The following is a 16,551-nucleotide window of genomic DNA, read 5'->3' as shown; positions in this document are numbered from 1 at the left end:
CCCACCCGGCGTTTCACAGCGGCAGCGTTATGCCCAGTTGCTGCATGGCGCTGGAGGGCGGCCCGCCTTCGGAGCGCTCGGTCTTGTAGCCCTTGACCCGGGCGTCCAGCGTGCGCGGGTCGACGGCCTCGGCGGGAGCGCTCTTGGCGTAGAGACCACCGGGCTGGCTGTCGCGGTCGTGGGGCAGGAGCCAGAAGACCCGCCGGCGGAACGTGCCGGAGGCCCGGGACGCCTTGGCCGTGGGCCCGAGGAGCGCGTAGCCGACCATGCGCCCGTCACGGTGATAGGCGGGCTTGCCCTTCCGGGTGGGCAGTCGGTCCAGGCTTTGGCGAACGTAGTCGAGGTTGTCGATGTCCTCCAGCCAGACCAGCTGGCTCTCGTGACTGATCTCGTCCTCGGTGATCAGGGAGCTCATGCGCCTGCAGCCCTTTCCTGGTCCGTGAGCAGGCCGATGCCTGGATAGTGCTTGCGCTGGTTGGAAAGGATCATCTCCTTGGGCGAGGCCAGTCCCACGAGTTCCCGGGTCCGGGCCGCGAACGCCCTTGAGGACATGACCGGTGCCCCTTCATTGTGGCACCAGGTCTTGTAGGCGGCGTAGAGCGCCGTCTGTTCCGCGCGAAGGTCGGGGCCGAGCACACAGCTCTCTTCGTAGAAGCGGCCGGTGTGGTCCTCGGTCTCCGCGTACGCGGTGGTGGCGATGCGTACGCGTTCGGGGCCGGTGAGGTCGCGATCGCCCGCGAGGTAGCGGCGCGCGCCGTCGATGAGCCAGCCCAGGATGCCGGGGCCCTCCTCGGTGACCAGGATGTCGGCGAGGTTGTCGATCTTCCGGTGGTCGGGGACGACGCGTTCGAAGGGGATCAGACGCATCCGGCGCCAGAAGGCGAAGCCACCGGTGCCGACCTCCGGGCGGTGGTTGCCCAGCAGCCACAGCTTGTGAGTGGGCGCGAAACTGAAGAAGTCCTGCCGCATCCGGCGGGCCTTGATCCGGTCGCCGCCGGTCAGCAGCTTGACGCGGGCCTCGTCGAACTTGTCACCGGGCTTGACCTCGGAGCAGACGATGACCCGGCGGCCGTGCAGCTCGGCCAGGTCCGTGGGGTGCCCCTCGTAGGGTCGCGCCATCAGGAATCCCGGCGGGGCCGCGTCGGCGTAGTCGCCGAGGAGTTTCATCAGCACGTCCAGGAGGACGGACTTGCCGTTCTTGCCCGAGCCGAACAGGAACGGCAGGATCTGGCCGCCGACGTCGCCGGTGACGGAGTACCCGAGCAGGAGTTGCAGGTAGTCGATCATCACCCGCCCTTCGGCGTCGTCGCCGAAGGTGTCGGTCAGGAACCTCTCCCAGCGGGGGGTTGCGTTGTGCAGCGGGCCCACGGCGGTGGAGCGGGAGTGGAAGTCCTTGTTGGGATCGGGCGACTTCAGCAGTCCGGTGCGCAGGTCGACGATGCCGTCCGGCGTGCACAGGGCGTACGGGTCGGCGTCGAGGCGGGCCGCGTTGAGCACCATGCCGGGCGCCGACCTGGCCTGGGTGAGCATGGCGTTGATGCCCGTGGTCGACAGGGCGCGGCGGCGGTGGCTCTGCAGGGCGGTGGTGGTGAAGGTGCCCCGGGGGTCATGGGTGGCGATGCTCTCGGCGAGGTCACCGGCGGCCCACAGGACGGTGTCGTCCTCGTCCATCTGCCAGCGGGTGGTGTCCCACCGGTACCAGCCGATGCCGGGGACGTGCCGGTAGTCGTTGGCGTAGAGCCTGACGAAGAGCTTCGCGTTGCCGCGGTCGGACAGCGTGTCGGGCAGCAGTCCGTCGGCTGTCGCCTCGCCCACCGGGGCCTGGGGGGCTTCGGCCTGGGCGGGACGGGGCACGGCCGTGGTGCCCTGCGCGCGGATCTGCGCGGCGACGGCTTCGGGGTTGAACTCGAAGAGCGTCTCGGGCCGGGGGGACGTCACTGGCGCCTCCCGTTGTCGTGGAGTGGACGGTTGAGGCCTGCGGTGAGGCCGCTGCGGATGATCTGCCCGATGCGGCGCTCCTGGCCGGGGCGGACGGCGACCGCGGTGTGCCGCAGAGCTTGTTCGGCTTCCTCTCGGAGCAGGCGGCCCGCCGCCACGAGCCCGCCGAGGGTGTACGCGGCGCGGTTGAGCGTGTCCGAGAAGCCCGCGCCCTCGGGGACCTGTGCGCAGTCCTCGACCGGGGCCAGGACGGCTGCGAGGACGTGCTGCTCCCGTCCGCCTCCCGCGGCGAGGACGGCCTGCCGGGCCCGGGGCGGGACCGGTCTGGGCGCGGGGATGTTCGGCGCGGGCAGATGACCGGTGCGTTCGAGTTCCTGAGCGAGCCACAGCGGGAGGGCCGCCGGCTCGCGGACGTCGCCGAGGGGGGTGTAGACGCCGTGCCGGGTGGCGGTGCCGGGGGCGATGATGTAGCTGCCGTGGGCTCGGATGTCGACCTGCCAGGCCAGCGCTCGGCCGGAGCTGGAGCCGACGGAGGACTGCCAGCGGCGGCCGTCGCCGACCCGGTACCAGACGTGGAGCCCTCCGGACGGGGTGCGCACGCGCAGCGTGGACTCGTCCTCTGCGGGGCTGGGCCTGCCTCGCAGAGCGGCCAGGACGGCGAGGGTGTGGAAGCCGTTGGCCAGTCCGGTGAGGTCGATGTGGTCGGCGATGGGGATGCCGGGCAGGATCCGGTCCCGGGTGGGCGGCTGGACGGGGTGTGCGTCGATGTCGAGGACGACCAGGCCGGCCCGACCGCAGGAAACGCCGATGCCGAACTTGGGGTTGCTGCCCCACCATTGCTGGATGCGGTCCTGATCGAGGGTGGCGGAGTGGAAACCGTGGCACCAGCGACCCGCGGGAATGCAGGGGCAGTCGGTGGGCGGGTGCGGCTGCGCGCGACAGTCGCTGCAGTTCGCCACGGGCGTCTTGCGGCCTGCGGCGAGGGGGTGCACCGGCCAGCCTCGGCGGGCACACCACCGGGCAGTGGCGAGGGAGAGCTCAGCGACCGAAGGCTCAAGGGCGGGCCGTCGTGAGTCGCTGCGAGAAAAGCGCAGCTCAGCAGGCATCTCTCTCCCCCATCAGCGACTGAAGCGACTCAACGATGGACACAGACTAGCGAACGCGGCCGGTGAGGTCATGGAGCCTGGGGAAAAGTCCTGTGACGCCGTGTCGGTGAGGCCAGCCGGAGGCCCGGCAGCGACCGAGGTGGGAAGCCCAGCGACCGAGGGGCTTTCGGTCGCTGGCAGAGTCGTTTTGAGAAACCGCAGGTCAGATGACGTTTCAGTGATCAAATAGCGACTGAAGCGACTGAAGCCTTCTATATATGACGCACGCACGCACACACGAATGTCCTCATATACCCGGACCTTGAGTCGCTTCAGTCGCTGTTTCGACGACACACCCCGTCTGACCTGCGCTTTTGCAGTAACTGAAGGGAGCGACTGAACAGTCGCTGAGTAGCTGGTCTTCAGTCTCAGAGCTCTGGCAGGGTCAGCGACCGGAGCTACCGAAGCGACCGGAGCGACCGAGAGACACACAGCGACTCAACCGGCAGCGGATCAGCGCTGTGGCAGGGCAGGCTTGCTACCTCACCGAGTTCGCCTTCGCCTCCGCCGGTTCCAGCAGGCCGTTGGGAACTGAGGATGGTGTTGTACGCGCCTTTCCCGACACTGCGGTTCACACTCTGTGAACCGGACCGGGAAGGGGCATGCTTTCTTCATGGCATCTCGTAGGAAAAGGTCCCCCGACCCGGCGAAACCCCTGGTCAGGCAGCACAGGAACGTCGGACCGCTGGATGCCGGCGCACTCGTCGGTGAACTGCGCGGACTCCATGAGAAGGCGGGGGACCCCGACATCGAGCGCATGCCGGCGGACGACGAGATCTACGGGGCGCTGGTCTACGCGGAGAAGCACGCCAACTCCCTCCGGAGCCTGGCACCGGAGCGACAGAAGGCGGCCGCTCTGACGCGCGTACTGCTCTGGGAGTTCCTCGGCGAACGCGTGCGTCTCCACCAGAGCACCGCCATCGCCGGCGCTCGCGCCGCCGGCGCCGAATGGCGGGAACTCGCTCCCCCGCTGGCGGTCGGCGCACCGAGCGCCGCGTACAACAAGGCCAGGAGACTCCAAGCCCTCTCCCTGACCGGCGCGGTCCCGGGCACCGGACAGGTGCGGCGCACGCCCGAAGCGGTCCGGCAGACCGAGCGCCGTATCGCGGCACACAGGGCTGCCGAGGAGCGTGCCCAGGCCGACGCCCGGCAACGGCACAGCCTCCTCGCTCGGGCCGCGCGGCGTCTCCTGGACCACCAGGACGCGCTCGTCCTGGACGAGGACGCCGAGTACTGGCTCGGCGAAGTCGCGGAAGTCCTCCCCCACTGCGGCACGCCCACACAGATGCTCGGTCTCAGCCGGTACTTGAGTGCGACGCTGCGCGCCCTGCGCAGACTGGAGCACCGGACGGGTCGGCCGTCGGCGCGGACGGACGAGGCTGACGCTGCTTGTGCGGCGGTCGCGTCAGCACTGGCGGAGTGATCCACCTGCCTGCGCCTCCCCGTGGGGTGCCGGCTATTACGGCGTAATAACCAGCCGGAGGCATCGGTCGGTCAGCGGCCCCATGGTTCAGGCGGCAGGCGACCCAACCATGCCGGACGGTGCCGTCTGCGAACCCAGGACGCCCTGGCACGGTTCTCAGGGGCCCTCCTGACGCCTGCTCCCCTACGTCGGCTATTACGGCGTAATAGCCGACGCTGGACGCAACAAGCCCTGCTTCCTAACGTGTCGGTGTCACAAAGGATCATGGGCGTTAGTAAGGTGTCCCCCATGAGTTCTCCAGCCACCTCCAGCGACCGCGAAAAGGTCGTCTCCAAGCTGCCGGGATGGCTCCGGCAGAACCTCAAGATCAGAGCGGCACAGCACGGCATCGAGATCCAGGTCGCCGTTGAACAGGGCATCAGGGACTGGTGCGGTCTGGCGTCCACGACGGCGTCCGTCGACACCGCGGGCGCAGACTCCTTCTCCACCTTCCTGCCGCCGGGCCAGTGGGAGGAGTTCCGCCACGTCGTCGCCGACCGTCGTGTCTCCCTGATCCAGGGTCTCGCCCAGTCCGTGCAACTGTGGCTCGACTCCAACCCCGCCCCCGACGTCGACCGCCCCGAGATCACCCGACGCGTCATCGTCTGCAACCAGAAGGGCGGTGTCGGCAAGACCGCCATCACCGCCGGACTCGGTGAGGCCCTCGCGGAGGACCCCAACGCACTGCACGCCGTTCAGATCGCCAAGGCACTCGCCAAGGCGCTCCGCGCCAGCGACACCGAGTCCGAGGAGCAGCCGAGCAGCGACCCGCTCGACGTCGAGAACCTCCCCGGCCTCGGACTCCGTGTCCTGCTGGTCGACTTCGACCCGCAGTGCCACCTCACCAACCAACTCGGCGCGAGCCCGCTGCCCATGAACGGTGACAGTCTCACCAACCACATGGCGGGCGACCCCAAGGGCGATCTGCGGGACCTCATCGTCTCCATCGACGACAACACCTTCGACGGCCGGCTCCACCTCCTGCCCGCCTGCAACGACGCCTTCCTTCTCGACGTACGGCTGTCCGCCGTGCGTGCCCGCGAGGCAGCGCTCGAGCGGGCTCTGGCCCCGCTGGAGACCGATTACGACGTCATCGTCGTCGACTGCCCGCCCAGCCTCGGCCTCAGCATGGACGCCGCCTCCTACTACGGCCGCCGCCGCGACGGTGAGAGGCCCGGCCAGTCCGGTGCCCTCATCGTCGTCCAGGCCGAGGACAGCTCCGCCGACGCCTACGACCTGCTCACCACGCAGATCGACGACCTTCGCGGTGACCTCCAGATCGACGTCGACTACCTCGGCATCGTCGTCAATCTCTACGACTCCCGGCGTGGTTACATCGCCACCTCCTCACTGCAGGGGTGGGTCGACATAAAGGACCCCCGCGTGGTCGGACTCATCGGAGACCTCAAGGAACAGAAGGAAGCCGTCCGGGTGAAGCAGCCACTGCTGTCGTACGCCCCCAAGTCCCAGCAGGCGATCGGCATGCGCGCGCTGGCCAGGGAGATCGCATGAGCAAGGCCGACCAGCTGGGTGCCGGCCGGTTCGGCGGGGGAGCGCGCCCGCTCAGCGCCCGACGTCAGGCCGTCGCCGCCGCCACCGGGGTGCCCACCGACGGCGTCGCCCCGCCGACCGCGCTCCCCCCGCACCGCATCAGCCTCAACCCCGACAACCCACGCTCCAGCCTCGGTGACCTCACCGACCTGGCGGGAAGCCTCAAGACGCACGGCCAGAAGCAGGCGATCACGGTCATGAACCGTGACGCCTACGTCAAGGCCAACCCGGAGCGCGAGCCCGACCTCGAACACGACACCACCCACGTCGTGATCGACGGCAGCAGCCGACTCGCGGCAGCTCGCGAAGCAGGCCTCACCACCCTCAACGTCATGGTCAGCGACGACCAGGGCACCACCTCCGAGGAACTCCTCGAATCCGCTCTCGTCGCCAACATCCACCGTCAGGACCTCGAAGAACTGGACGAGGCCCGCGCCCTTCAACGGCTCCTGAAGATTCACGGCAGCCAGACCGCGCTGGCCAAGCGGCTCCACCGCTCGCAGGGCTGGGTCTCCCAACGGCTCGCCCTCCTCAACCTCACCCCCGAACTCCAGGCCCGGATCAGTGAAGAGCCCATCGACCTGCTCCGGGCCGTGGGCAACAAGCCGGCCGAAGAACAGCGAACGGCGCTTCAGGCGCTCAAGGCGGAGCGTGCCCGCAAGGAGGACGAGAGGAAGGAACGCAACCGGAGGACGCAGGCGCAGGAGAGCGGCTCCGAGCACGAGGACGGCGGGAAGAAGACCGAAGGCTATTACGACGTAATAGAAGCCGCCGACACGAAGGCTCCGGCCGCTCGCGGCCAGAGCGCCGACGAACGGCCTGCCCCGCAGGCGGTGCCGGAACCGCGCACGGACAAGCCCGCACGCGACACCGGCTCGCACGGCACCGGCGAGGGGCAGCAGGTTCGCAGGGTGCCGTACGACGAGCCGGGCGCCCTCGCGATGCTTCTGGACACGAAGATCGAGAAGGACGACGTCTTCTTCGCCCTGCTGCACTTCCTCAACTCCAAGGCGCTGAACCGGGACCCGGCTCGCCTGGAAGAGCTGGCGCGCTCCTTCGTGGAGCAGTCGACCGCCCGCGCGGAGTAGCGAGGGAGACCCTCCTCGCCGTGCCCCGTACGGAAGCCCGCCGTTCAGGCGGGCTTCCGCCGTTTCGGCACTGCGACGGCCGGGACGCCTTGTGCGCCGGGTGGGCGCGCTCTGGTCTAAGCCGCCGACAGACCGGCGGCACGGCGGCGGAAGACGTCCGCGGTGCTGAGTTCGCCGAGGGTGTCGAGAGTGTGGGCGAAGTCGCGCAGAACGCGGGCGAGTTCGACGCGGTCGTCCGAGCGGCGCAGTTCGGTGGCGGCACGCGAGAGGGTGGGCAGACGCTGTCCGGGTTCCTCGGTGGCGGACAAGAGGCGCAGTGCGACGCCGCGTTCGCGGGGGCCGGCGGCCAGGGAGGAGAGTTCCTCCGTGAGCAGTGCGTGAGCCCGGTCCGTCCGGCCGAGCTGGAGGAGGGCCTCGGCGATGTCGCTGCGCCACGGAAGGTGGGGGAGTAGCCCGGTGCCGTGCCGCCGTGCCGTCCTGGCGGCACGGGTGAAGGCGGCGAGGGCGTCGTGGGGGCGGTGCAGAGCCAGGAGAAGCCGGCCGCGGGCCCGCAGCGCGGGCAGTCCGCACAGACTGTTTCCGGCCGAGGGCCCGCCGAGATGTGCGGCTGCCTCCTCGTGGCGCCCCTGCTCGATGAGCGATTCCGCCAGGAGCGCGGTGCACCAGGGGCCGAGCGTGGCCAGATGGTGGCCGGCCGTGTCCCGTGCGGCGGTGGCTTGGTGCTCGGCGGCTTCGAGGTCTCCGAGGTGGAGAAGGGCCTCCGAGCGCAGTGCGCGGAACGCCGCCGACCAGGCGGAGGTCCCGGCACGGCTCAGCAGGTCGTCGCACCCGACCGCGACCCGGAGCGGATGCCCGTCGTGCAACAGGACGCGGGCGGCCCGGAAGAGGTCCGAGCAGGCCGCGGCTGGTGGTGTGGAGCGCAGGAGACGTTCCGCCTGGCCCGGGTCGTACGGCTGGACGCCGGGGTGAGCGGCGTACCAGGCGGGCGTTTCCCCTCCGGCCGACGGGAGGGACTGCCCTGCCGTCGTGGTCCTTCCGGTCGTGTCCATGTGCGCCATCGGCCCAGTGAACCGGAGACCGGCGGCGCGGGCCATCGGCCTCCAACCGTTCTCCAGCGGCCGTCGACTGCCGCGTGCGCCGCCGCTGACCACACGGCACCGCGTACGCCGGTCTCCCCGATCGGTTTCCTGGCTGTGGCCGGCTCAGCCCCGCTTGGCCGCATCAGTGCGCGCGGCAGGGGACGCCGATTCCGGGCGCGGAACTGTCATCGGTGATTCCTTCGAGGCGGAGCGCTTGGGCACCAGCACGATGGCGAGCACCGTGGTGAGGGCCGCCATGACGAGCACGGTGCAGCAACGCGGGCCTGGTGCACTCGGAAAGGGTCGGCCGAGGCAGCTTACGTCCTGGTCACCGGCGCCACCGGCCGGCAAGGCGGGGCCACGGCTCGCGCACTTCTGGCCGCCGGGGTGCCCGTACGTGCGCTCGTACGCGATCCCTGGTCGAAGCCTGCCCAGGTGATCACGGAAGAGGCCCTCGACGCGGGCATGCCGAAGTGGGGAGCCGGACACGAGTGGAACAACGGGGCGGCCCGCCTACAGCTCGAAGTCGACGTGTTCCACGTCGGTGAAGCGGACCTGTTCAAGAGTGCCGGCGCGGCGGCCGCCGTCCTGGAAGTACACGTCCTTCAGCGCCTCAGCGGTGATCTCCCGAAGGCGCCCGTCGTCGGCGCCCTGCTGCTGGGCGTCGAAGAGCCGGGCGGCGTACTGCGGGGGGAGGGCGACGGTCAGCTGGCGCAGACGGGAGTCGTCGGTCGAGCCGATCGGGGCTGCGTAACCGATCCGGGCGCGGGTGTCGATGACGATGCCGTCGGTGGTCGCCGCCCGCTGCCGCGCCCTGGCCCGGATCTGCGGCTGCCAGCGCCTGCGTACCTCCGTCTCCAGGCGTGCGGCGAGCTGCGGACGGGGCTTCCTGATCTGGTCCTTCAGGTACCGCTCGACGGTTCGCTGGGACACGCCGAGCAGCTCGGCGGCGGCCCGCGTGCCTTTGAGCTGCCGTACCAGGTACCGCATCCGCGCACCGGCCGACTTCGGGATCGGGCGGGTGAAGGAACGCTGCACCGCCTTTTCCAGGCCGTCCCCGAACTGGGCCATCAGTGCCTACTCCCCGTCGTCCTCGTTGGTGACCTCACCGGTCTTGATGTACCGGGCGAGATTGAGCTCCGGGGCGTCGAACCGCTCACGTACGCCCTCACCCCACAGCACCGACTGGGTGCCCTCGTGCTTGACCATCCCGGGCGAGACGCCCAGCCGCCATCCGCCCGGCAGCGGCTTGCCCTCCCGGTACGGCAGGAAGTCGAGCGGGGAGGGCCCGTCGGCCGCGTAGACGGCGCAGTCGGAGAGGATGGCGACCGGGTAACGGCCGGTGAACGACGCGTGCTTGAGCACCTTGCGGTGCATGTTGATCCGGGTGCGGGAGATGATGGCGGCGCGGATGTCCGGCCGCCACGTCGGCCGGGACAGGGCTTGCCACGGCTGACCGGGCTTCCAGCCCTCGCCTCGCGGACGCTCGCGCAGTTTGCCGATGCCGCCCTTCACCGTGGCCTTGATCGCGGACACCACGATCGCCATGCCGGGGTCGCGGTCCCGGTAGCCGTCCATCGCCGCGAGGAACTCCTCCGGGCTCGCCGTGCCCGGCACTCCGAGGTCGCCCATCGTCGTCACGTACGCGTCGCGCAGCCGGTTGTACCAGGCGTCCAGGTAGCGGCCGTTGTCGTACCGGACGTACGCCTCGGCCGGACGTACGTCGTAACCCAGCTCCATCGCGTAGGCGACGGTGGGCGTGGCGTACCAGGCCGGGCCCTCGGGCCGTTCGCCGGTCGGGGTGAACGGGCTGGGCAGCAGGTCACTGTCCAGATCCGCCCACTCCTTGCCGAGCTTCACGCGTGACAGGTCGACATGGGAGAGATCGACGAGCCAGGAACCGGGCAGCTTCGGGTCGAAGTCCGGCCGCCTGACGTGCGTGGGCGCTCCCAGGCCGACGACCAGCCCGTTCGCGCCCGCGGCGAAGGCCATGTTGACGTCGATGCCGACCAGGTGGCGCCGGGTGCACTCCTCGTCCGTGAGCGGACGCGCCCAGTCGTACGCCTCCTCCCGCAGGACCTCCGCGGGGGTACGGCGGTGGAAGCGCGGCAGGTCCGCGAGGAGCGGGTGGCCGTCCGGGGCCTCGCAGGGGGCGCAGTCGACCGGGTCCTGCCCGAGGGAACCGGGGTTGGGCTCGCTGTGCCTGCGGCCCGTCTCGTCCGGTGCGGAGGCGCGGGTGGGCGGGTGCAGGGCGGTCATCAGCTCCAGGCCGGTCACCGCGGTCGATCCGCGTGGCGTCATCACCCGGGCCGCGTAGGTGCCCAGGAGCCGGGCGAGGTCCGCCGGGTGGAGCCGGGCGGCGTCCGCCCAGTGCCGGGTGTCGAGCGCGCCCCACGACGGGACGCACAGCTGCACGCAGTTGCGCGCCGAGCCCTGCGCCGGGCGGTAGATCCGGGCCCAGGGGCCGAATCCGCGCCGGGTGAGCTTCCACTCGGCGCGCGTCAGCTGCCTGACGACCTTGTGGTTCTCCGGCAGCCGTCCGGACAGCCGCTCCTCGTCGGTGAGCTGGACGGGCAGGCCGTAGCGCCGGCACGCGGCCTCGCTGAGCACGAGCAGCGGGTCGGCGTCCTTGCCCGGTCCGGACAGCCTCGGCTGCCCGAGCCGGGCCTCCTTGAGCGTCCAGTCGACCAGGGCGGGCAGGGACTTGGCCGGTACGTCCAGGATGAGACCGCCCGCACAGTGCGCGAGAACATCGCCGTCCACGACGTCGAGGACGGCGAGCGGGCCGTTCTCGAAGCGCGCGTCGCCATCGGTCGCAGCGGCCGAGGTAGGGGTCGAGGCCGGGGCCGAGCGCCTGCGCGTCGGCGGCGGCCCGCCGGCTCGTGCCGGACGCGGTGCCGTCACCGGGGCGACCGGGGTCTCCGTCGGGGCCGGGTGGGGGCGAGTGTTCCGGGAGGCGGGCTCGGCCGGGGATTCGGGCCGCACGGGGGCGGGTGCTTGTGGCGCCTGTGCGGTCGGTGCGGCGGCGGTGGCGGGAGAGGAGGGGGGCCGGGGCGTCGGCGGCTCCTGCGGGGGCACCGCGGGCGTGGTGCCGGTGGAGTCGGTGGGATAGAGCTCCGCGAGCTTGCCGAGCAACCGGGCGTAGGCGTCGCGCTCCGGTGGCCGCGGCTCCGTCTTGCCGGACTCCCAGCCGCTCGCCGTGGCGCGGCGGACCCGCAGCGCCTGGGCCACCTCGTCCACGGTCAGGCCGTGGGCCTTCCGCAGCCGCTTGCGCTCCTCCGGCGGCGGCAGCGGGGCGCGGGACGCGACCAGGGCGTCGATCGCGTCGAACAACTCCGACATGGGCACCTCCTGGGCGTCAGGCTACCGCGAGGTGACACCAACAGCGTACATCTCGCGTACGCGGCGCGTACTTGTCACGCATGTGTCGCGTACCTGTCGCGTACGGAAAGCATGCTGCCCCGGTGCTGATGTCTACGCGTGACCGTCATCGGCGGCGGCACGGCTGGTCGGCCCCCCTCATGCCGAACAGCGGCAACGGGACGCCCCGCGGTGACACTGCCTCAGGAGTCATCAAGGACGTCCTGAGCGCCGTACCTCATTGACGTGACGTCAATGAGGTACGGCGCTCAGGACGTGTCGGTTCGCGTGCGCGTCAGGTCGCGCGACGCAGCGGGACGACGACGTTCTCGCCCAGGTGCTTGGGGTCGAGCCGGTAGTACCGGATGTGGCCGATCTTCTCCGTCTCCTCCAACCAGCCGGCCTCGATGACCTGCTTGCGGGTGCGGGAGAACACCGGAGGCGCCATGCCTACCAGTTTCGCGAGGTTGGCGGCGGTTTCCAGGATGGCACCGGACCGGTCGGTGGGGTGCAGGGCGTACAACATCACGACGAGACGCTGGTTGGCGGTCATGCCGACCGTGGCCTTCAGCAGGTCCAGGTTTTTCTGCTTGTCGTCGCTGGTCACTGGGCCTCCCACCGCGAGGGGGTCTTCTTGTCGAAACCGGGGATGTCCGGCGGGTTGCACGCCTTCACCGCTTCACGCTGCTCCAGCCCTGTCCCGTGGAAAGCAATGTAAGGGCTGATGCGGTAAAGCTTGTAGTTACCGATGCGCCCCCGCACGACCAGGATGCGGTGCTTGACCAGCTTTCTGTTGATCTTTCCCACCGCGTCCGTGGACATTCCCACACGTTTGCCGATGTCCGCTCCGGTGGCCCTCAGCGGCTCCATCCCCTCGGGGGACACGCCGATCCACCACAGCACCAGGAACTTCTGGCTCGGTGTGAACGCCTTGGACTCGGTGATCGCCTCGACTCGTGCCTTGTCGACCTGGGTGTGCCTGCCCGAGAAGGCGTACGGCGCGTAAGGGACCGGCTCGCCGGTGTCGGCGTCGACCAGCCTGCGTACTGCTCCCAAAGGGCCCTCCACGCGTGGGCTTTGACGGTGTTCGCGGCAGACGGCCCTGAGGCCGACCAAATGAACCTAACGTACATGATCAGGAAGTCAATCAACCGCGCTCGTGGGCCGTGTTCCTTGCCGGCCGACAGTACCGCCTGTCCCTCCCCGTGGGCCTGTGACGGCGGGCCGCCGACCTGGCAGACATGTACGTGAGGTCAATCTAGGGCGTTCCCAGGATCGTGGTACCCGGTTCCTGTGGACGTGGTGGCGGTTCCTCTGAACCGGGTACCACGATCGCTCGGACCGGGTACCAAGACCCGTCGATCTGCCTCTACTGCTGACGGAACTGCCTGGCAGTTCTGCCGATCTGGGTCGGACCGGGTGTATGTGCAGGTCAGAGGCCAGATGGGCGGGGGACTCTCTCCCCTTGGCAAAGGTGGGTACACGTTCTCGCGCAGTGGCCTTCCCCGCACCCGGGCAAGGGCCTTTCGTGCTGCCGCGCAGCGGTCGCGCCGACCCCGCCGCACGGGAGCGAACCCGGCTGTCGGCGTCCGGCGGTCACCGGTGACGGCACTGCACGGACGTGCCGACACTGCTCTACCCGGACTCGAGTTCCTCTCCGCCGGTCCTGAACCCGCACCACCGAAAGTCAGCCACGACGACACCCGCGCTTCGAAGGCCAGGCGCGCGTGTGCCTCCAGCAACCACCGCCGGTCCCGGCCACGCCCCATCGCAGTGGCCGTACCCCGGCGGGCCCGCGGTGCGCCCGAGCGGCCCGCCGTCCAGACCGCCGTCCAGCCCGCCGGGGACCGGACCACCGGACCGGACCACCGCACCGGACGGCCGCACCGGACGGCCGCACCGGACCGCCGGACCGGTTGGGACTACTCACGTTGGTGATGGCCGCCGCTGGGGCAGCGGGCGAGACTGATCAGGCTGCGGACCCATGGGATGTCGGCGGCGACGGATACCGTGAAGAGGAGCGGGGGACGCCGTGCGACAGCTGGAGACGGCACTGATCGGCGCGGGACTGATAGCCCGGATGCACTTGGAGGCGTGGATCGCCGCCGGGGTGTCCGTGCGGGTCCACTCCCTGGACGGGCGTGCCGCGGAACTGGCCGACGAGTTCGGCGTGAAGGCAGTGGACTCCCTGGAGGAAGCTCTGGACGGAGCGGATGCCGTGGACATCTGCTCGCCCACGGACACCCACCGGGAGATCGCCCTGGCCGCCATCGCCAGAGGCGTGGCCGTGGTGTGCGAGAAGCCGCTCGCCGCCGACGTCGCCGAAGCCGAGGAGATCGTCGACGCGGCAGAGAAGGCCGGTGTGCCCGTCTATCCGGCGCACGACATCCGTTTCGCGCCCGCCTATGCCCGGCTCCACGAGCTGGTGGCCGAGGGACGTCTGGGCACGGGCACGGTGGCCCGGTTCACCGTGGCGGGGTACCACCCGCGTCCCTGGAGCGGTCATGCCTCGGCGGAGTCGGGCGGCATCCTGACCGATCAGCTGCTGCACGGCGTGGACATCGCCTACTGGCTCTTCGGAGACGTCGTACGCGTGCATGCCCTCTACCAGGGGGAGATCGCCGCACCCGCGCCCGAGGGCACCGCCGCGGTCGGCACGGTCGTGCTCACCCACGCCGGCGGCGCGCTGAGCCAGGTGGTGAGCCGCTGGACGCCGACGCCGCAGCCGCCCATCCGTGTCACCTTCCACGTCTCGGGCACGGGAGGGACCATCGTCCACGACTCCGAGTGGCCCCAGGAGATCCAGGTGTCCGGTGGCCCCGCCGGGACCTTCGGCTACTACGGGGAATCACCGTTCACCTGCGAGATCCGAGAATTCGCCCAGGCGTTGAGGGGTGGCTCCCAGCCGCGGCTGGGAGCCCACGACGCACTGGCCGCCGTCCGCATCACCCAGGCCGCGGCACGCTCCGCCTGGACCGGACGCGCCGTCGAACTGCCCGTGAAGGGGGCTGCCGCATGAAGGTCGCCGTGTTGTCGTTCGCCCACGAGCGGGCCGCGACGTACGCCCGGCTGCTGCATGACATGCCGGACGTGGACCTGCTCGTCGCGGACCCCGAGGGCTCACCGGACGATCCGGCGCGGGGGAGGGCCACGGCACACCGGCTCGGTGCCACCTGCGCGGCCGACTGGGACGCGCTGTTCGGGCTGCGCCCCGATGCCGTGGTCGTCACCAGCGAGGCGGGCCTTCGCCGAGGACTGGTCGAGCGGGCCGCCGGGGCCGGGGCCCACGTGCTGTGCGAGATTCCGCCCGCCACCGACGAGGCGGACGCCGAGGCCATGGTGCGGGTCTGCGAGGACGCGGGGGTGCGTCTGAGCATCGCCTCGCCGGTCTGCTTCGGCCCCGCGTTCACCGCCGTACGCCGGGAGCTGACCGAGGGCGAGGTCCTCGGCCGCCTCACGACGATCCACGGGGCGTACAACAGGCCGCGTCCGTCCGGCGCGCAGGAGGCGCGAAGTGGGGCTCTCGGCACCAACGGGCCCCCGCTGCTCGACATGGTGGACGCGGCGCTCGGCGGCATCGACGCCGAGCAGGTCTACGCCCAGTCGAACAGCATCCTCGGCGCGGAGCCCGGCATGGAGAGCGCGGCCCTGGTCACGGTGCGCTACGCGGACGGTACCGTCGCCTCCATCGACTGCAGTTGGGGTTCGCAGGAGACCGGACCGTCCGCGGGCGGCCCGGTCATGACCTTCATCGGCGACCGGGCGAGCGTGGAGTTCAGCGCCTCCCCGCGGCTGCTCGGCGGTTTCGACTCCGGTACGTCCCGCGAACGGTGGGAGACGCGCGGGGACGATCCGTACGCGGTCATGCTCGGCGAGTTCGTCGCCGCGTCCCGCCGGGGGAGTGGGGCGGGCCCGGACGGAGCGGCGGCCCTGCGCACGCTGCGCGTCATCCGGGCGGCGCGTGAGTCGGTACGTACCGGCCGGCCCGTCGAGGTGGCTGTGCCGCAGACCGTACTGCCCTGACCGGGCCACCGGGCCTTCGGGCCACCGGACCTTCGGGTCTTCGGAGGGGCAGACGGTATGGCCGGTTCCCGCCGTGGGTGCGCCGTCGTCGGGCACTCTGATGACCCTTGCTTTCGAACCTCGCTACTGACCTTGCACCAGGGAGACACGCGTGACCACCATCGGCATCATCCTCGGTACCACCCGTCCCGGCCGCGTCGGGCCGCAGATCGCGGAATGGATCCAGAAGACGGCCAGTGCCCGCGAGGACGCGGACTTCGAGCTGGTCGACATCGCCGACTACGCCCTCCCGCTCTTCGACGAGCCGCGGTCACCCCGCATGGGCGACTACGAGCACGACCACACCCGCGCCTGGGCCGCCAAGATCGACCAGCTGGACGGGTTCGTCTTCGTCACGCCCGAGTACAACCGGTCGATCCCGGCCGCGCTGAAGAACGCCATCGACTTCGTCTACAACGAGTGGAACAACAAGGCCGCCGGATTCGTCGGGTACGGCAGCAACGTCAGCGGCGCCCGCGCCGTCGACCACCTGCGCCACATCGCCGGTGCGGTTCAGCTGGCGGCGGTGAGCACCCAGCTTCACCTGTCGCTCCAGGCGGACTTCGAAGGATTCCGGACCTTCACGCCGGCCGAGCGCCACGAGGTCGCTCTCCAGCAGTTGCTCACCGAGGTGGTCACCTGGACCGACGCGCTCGCCCCGCTGCGCCAGGCCTGAACCGTCCCGGACGGGGCCAGGGAGCCCGACGGGGCCAGGCCCGAGCACTCGACGAGCGGCGACCGCTCTCCACACCGGCGGGGGGGGGGGGGGGGGGGGGGGGGCGGCCCCGCCCCCCCGGGGGGGGTTGGGGGGGGCGCGGCCCCGGGGGGGGGACGGGTGGGGGGGGGGGGGGGGGCGGGTTTAATAG

General features: G+C 70.7%; 15 protein-coding genes and 1 pseudogene. 7 read left to right on the top strand and 9 right to left on the bottom strand.

Annotated elements, in window-relative coordinates:
* Positions 1-13 precede the first annotated feature (13 nt).
* Genes ACH4NX_RS29540 through ACH4NX_RS29530 form a run of 3 tightly spaced genes read right to left on the bottom strand, consistent with a single transcriptional unit; the run spans position 14 to position 2,930 of the window.
* Positions 14-415 carry a DUF6009 family protein gene (locus ACH4NX_RS29540; protein ID WP_279561518.1) on the bottom strand — a complete coding sequence of 134 codons (402 nt, stop codon included), beginning with the start codon at positions 413-415 and terminating at the stop codon, positions 14-16.
* Complete coding sequence (locus ACH4NX_RS29535; protein WP_398129138.1) at positions 412-1,938, bottom strand: phage/plasmid primase, P4 family; 1,527 nt, start codon at positions 1,936-1,938, stop codon at positions 412-414. Before ACH4NX_RS29535 ends, ACH4NX_RS29540 begins: the two co-directional genes overlap by 4 nt.
* A complete protein-coding gene (locus tag ACH4NX_RS29530; protein ID WP_398129137.1) occupies positions 1,935-2,930 on the bottom strand; it encodes a bifunctional DNA primase/polymerase in 996 nt (331 codons plus the stop codon). Before ACH4NX_RS29530 ends, ACH4NX_RS29535 begins: the two co-directional genes overlap by 4 nt.
* 766 nt (positions 2,931-3,696) lie before the next feature.
* On the opposite strand from ACH4NX_RS29530, the gene ACH4NX_RS29525 reads away from it, so the two are divergent.
* The 3 genes from ACH4NX_RS29525 to ACH4NX_RS29515 all read left to right on the top strand — a co-directional run bounded on the left by ACH4NX_RS29525 (position 3,697) and on the right by ACH4NX_RS29515 (position 7,184).
* Positions 3,697-4,506 (top strand): hypothetical protein, encoded by an 810-nt coding sequence (locus ACH4NX_RS29525; RefSeq protein WP_398129136.1) that lies wholly within the window; start codon positions 3,697-3,699, stop codon positions 4,504-4,506.
* Between the two features lie 288 nt (positions 4,507-4,794).
* The gene (locus tag ACH4NX_RS29520) at positions 4,795-6,057 is read left to right on the top strand and encodes a ParA family protein (protein WP_351399957.1); all 1,263 of its coding nucleotides are present in this window, start codon (positions 4,795-4,797) and stop codon (positions 6,055-6,057) included.
* Positions 6,054-7,184 (top strand): ParB/RepB/Spo0J family partition protein, encoded by a 1,131-nt coding sequence (locus ACH4NX_RS29515; protein ID WP_398129135.1) that lies wholly within the window; start codon positions 6,054-6,056, stop codon positions 7,182-7,184. The genes ACH4NX_RS29520 and ACH4NX_RS29515 overlap by 4 nt, the downstream gene beginning before the upstream one ends.
* Positions 7,185-7,300: 116 nt before the next feature.
* Here the strand turns inward: ACH4NX_RS29515 and ACH4NX_RS29510 are convergent, their stop codons facing one another.
* On the bottom strand, positions 7,301-8,242 hold the full coding sequence (locus ACH4NX_RS29510) for a hypothetical protein (RefSeq protein ID WP_351399953.1): 942 nt from the start codon (positions 8,240-8,242) through the stop codon (positions 7,301-7,303).
* A gap of 144 nt (positions 8,243-8,386) precedes the next feature.
* Complete coding sequence (locus ACH4NX_RS29505) at positions 8,387-8,521, bottom strand: hypothetical protein (RefSeq protein ID WP_351399952.1); 135 nt, start codon at positions 8,519-8,521, stop codon at positions 8,387-8,389.
* A 66-nt stretch (positions 8,522-8,587) separates the two neighbouring features.
* Here ACH4NX_RS29505 and ACH4NX_RS29500 point away from each other — a divergent pair.
* Positions 8,588-8,704, top strand: a pseudogene (locus ACH4NX_RS29500) (NmrA family NAD(P)-binding protein); the annotation flags it as partial.
* A gap of 72 nt (positions 8,705-8,776) precedes the next feature.
* On the opposite strand, the gene tpg reads toward ACH4NX_RS29500, so the two are convergent.
* The 4 genes from tpg to ACH4NX_RS29480 form a co-directional block, all read right to left on the bottom strand.
* Complete coding sequence (tpg, locus tag ACH4NX_RS29495) at positions 8,777-9,334, bottom strand: telomere-protecting terminal protein Tpg (RefSeq protein ID WP_351399949.1); 558 nt, start codon at positions 9,332-9,334, stop codon at positions 8,777-8,779.
* Between the two features lie 6 nt (positions 9,335-9,340).
* The gene (gene tap, locus ACH4NX_RS29490; protein WP_398129134.1) at positions 9,341-11,605 is read right to left on the bottom strand and encodes a telomere-associated protein Tap; all 2,265 of its coding nucleotides are present in this window, start codon (positions 11,603-11,605) and stop codon (positions 9,341-9,343) included.
* Positions 11,606-11,918: 313 nt separating this feature from the next.
* Positions 11,919-12,230, bottom strand: coding sequence for a replication initiation protein, RepL2 (locus ACH4NX_RS29485; RefSeq protein ID WP_279561529.1), 312 nt, complete (start codon positions 12,228-12,230; stop codon positions 11,919-11,921).
* On the bottom strand, positions 12,227-12,679 hold the full coding sequence (locus ACH4NX_RS29480; protein ID WP_279561530.1) for a MarR family transcriptional regulator: 453 nt from the start codon (positions 12,677-12,679) through the stop codon (positions 12,227-12,229). Before ACH4NX_RS29480 ends, ACH4NX_RS29485 begins: the two co-directional genes overlap by 4 nt.
* A gap of 976 nt (positions 12,680-13,655) precedes the next feature.
* Here ACH4NX_RS29480 and ACH4NX_RS29475 point away from each other — a divergent pair.
* The 3 genes from ACH4NX_RS29475 (at position 13,656) to ACH4NX_RS29465 (ending at position 16,361) form a co-directional block, all read left to right on the top strand.
* A complete protein-coding gene (locus tag ACH4NX_RS29475; protein ID WP_351399945.1) occupies positions 13,656-14,642 on the top strand; it encodes a Gfo/Idh/MocA family oxidoreductase in 987 nt (328 codons plus the stop codon).
* Complete coding sequence (locus ACH4NX_RS29470) at positions 14,639-15,646, top strand: Gfo/Idh/MocA family oxidoreductase (RefSeq protein WP_351399943.1); 1,008 nt, start codon at positions 14,639-14,641, stop codon at positions 15,644-15,646. The genes ACH4NX_RS29475 and ACH4NX_RS29470 overlap by 4 nt, the downstream gene beginning before the upstream one ends.
* 151 nt (positions 15,647-15,797) lie before the next feature.
* Positions 15,798-16,361 carry an NAD(P)H-dependent oxidoreductase gene (locus ACH4NX_RS29465; RefSeq protein WP_351399941.1) on the top strand — a complete coding sequence of 188 codons (564 nt, stop codon included), beginning with the start codon at positions 15,798-15,800 and terminating at the stop codon, positions 16,359-16,361.
* Positions 16,362-16,551 lie beyond the last annotated feature (190 nt).

This window comes from Streptomyces sp. NPDC017225, assembly GCF_044331465.1.
In the GTDB taxonomy this organism is placed as follows: domain Bacteria; phylum Actinomycetota; class Actinomycetes; order Streptomycetales; family Streptomycetaceae; genus Streptomyces.
The sequence above is the reverse complement of the archived record's forward strand: the minus strand, read 5'-3'. Positions and strand labels throughout refer to the sequence as shown.

Bases quoted from the DNA above. Each gene is read 5' to 3' on its own strand.
- ACH4NX_RS29540 (WP_279561518.1), bottom strand. From the start codon at position 415: ATGAGCTCCCTGATCACCGAGGACGAGATCAGTCACGAGAGCCAGCTG.
- ACH4NX_RS29525 (WP_398129136.1), top strand. From the start codon at position 3,697: ATGGCATCTCGTAGGAAAAGGTCCCCCGACCCGGCGAAACCCCTGGTC.
- ACH4NX_RS29520 (WP_351399957.1), top strand. From the start codon at position 4,795: ATGAGTTCTCCAGCCACCTCCAGCGACCGCGAAAAGGTCGTCTCCAAG.
- ACH4NX_RS29515 (WP_398129135.1), top strand. From the start codon at position 6,054: ATGAGCAAGGCCGACCAGCTGGGTGCCGGCCGGTTCGGCGGGGGAGCG.
- ACH4NX_RS29510 (WP_351399953.1), bottom strand. From the start codon at position 8,242: ATGGCGCACATGGACACGACCGGAAGGACCACGACGGCAGGGCAGTCC.
- ACH4NX_RS29505 (WP_351399952.1), bottom strand. From the start codon at position 8,521: ATGGCGGCCCTCACCACGGTGCTCGCCATCGTGCTGGTGCCCAAGCGC.
- tpg (WP_351399949.1), bottom strand. From the start codon at position 9,334: ATGGCCCAGTTCGGGGACGGCCTGGAAAAGGCGGTGCAGCGTTCCTTC.
- tap (WP_398129134.1), bottom strand. From the start codon at position 11,605: ATGTCGGAGTTGTTCGACGCGATCGACGCCCTGGTCGCGTCCCGCGCC.
- ACH4NX_RS29470 (WP_351399943.1), top strand. From the start codon at position 14,639: ATGAAGGTCGCCGTGTTGTCGTTCGCCCACGAGCGGGCCGCGACGTAC.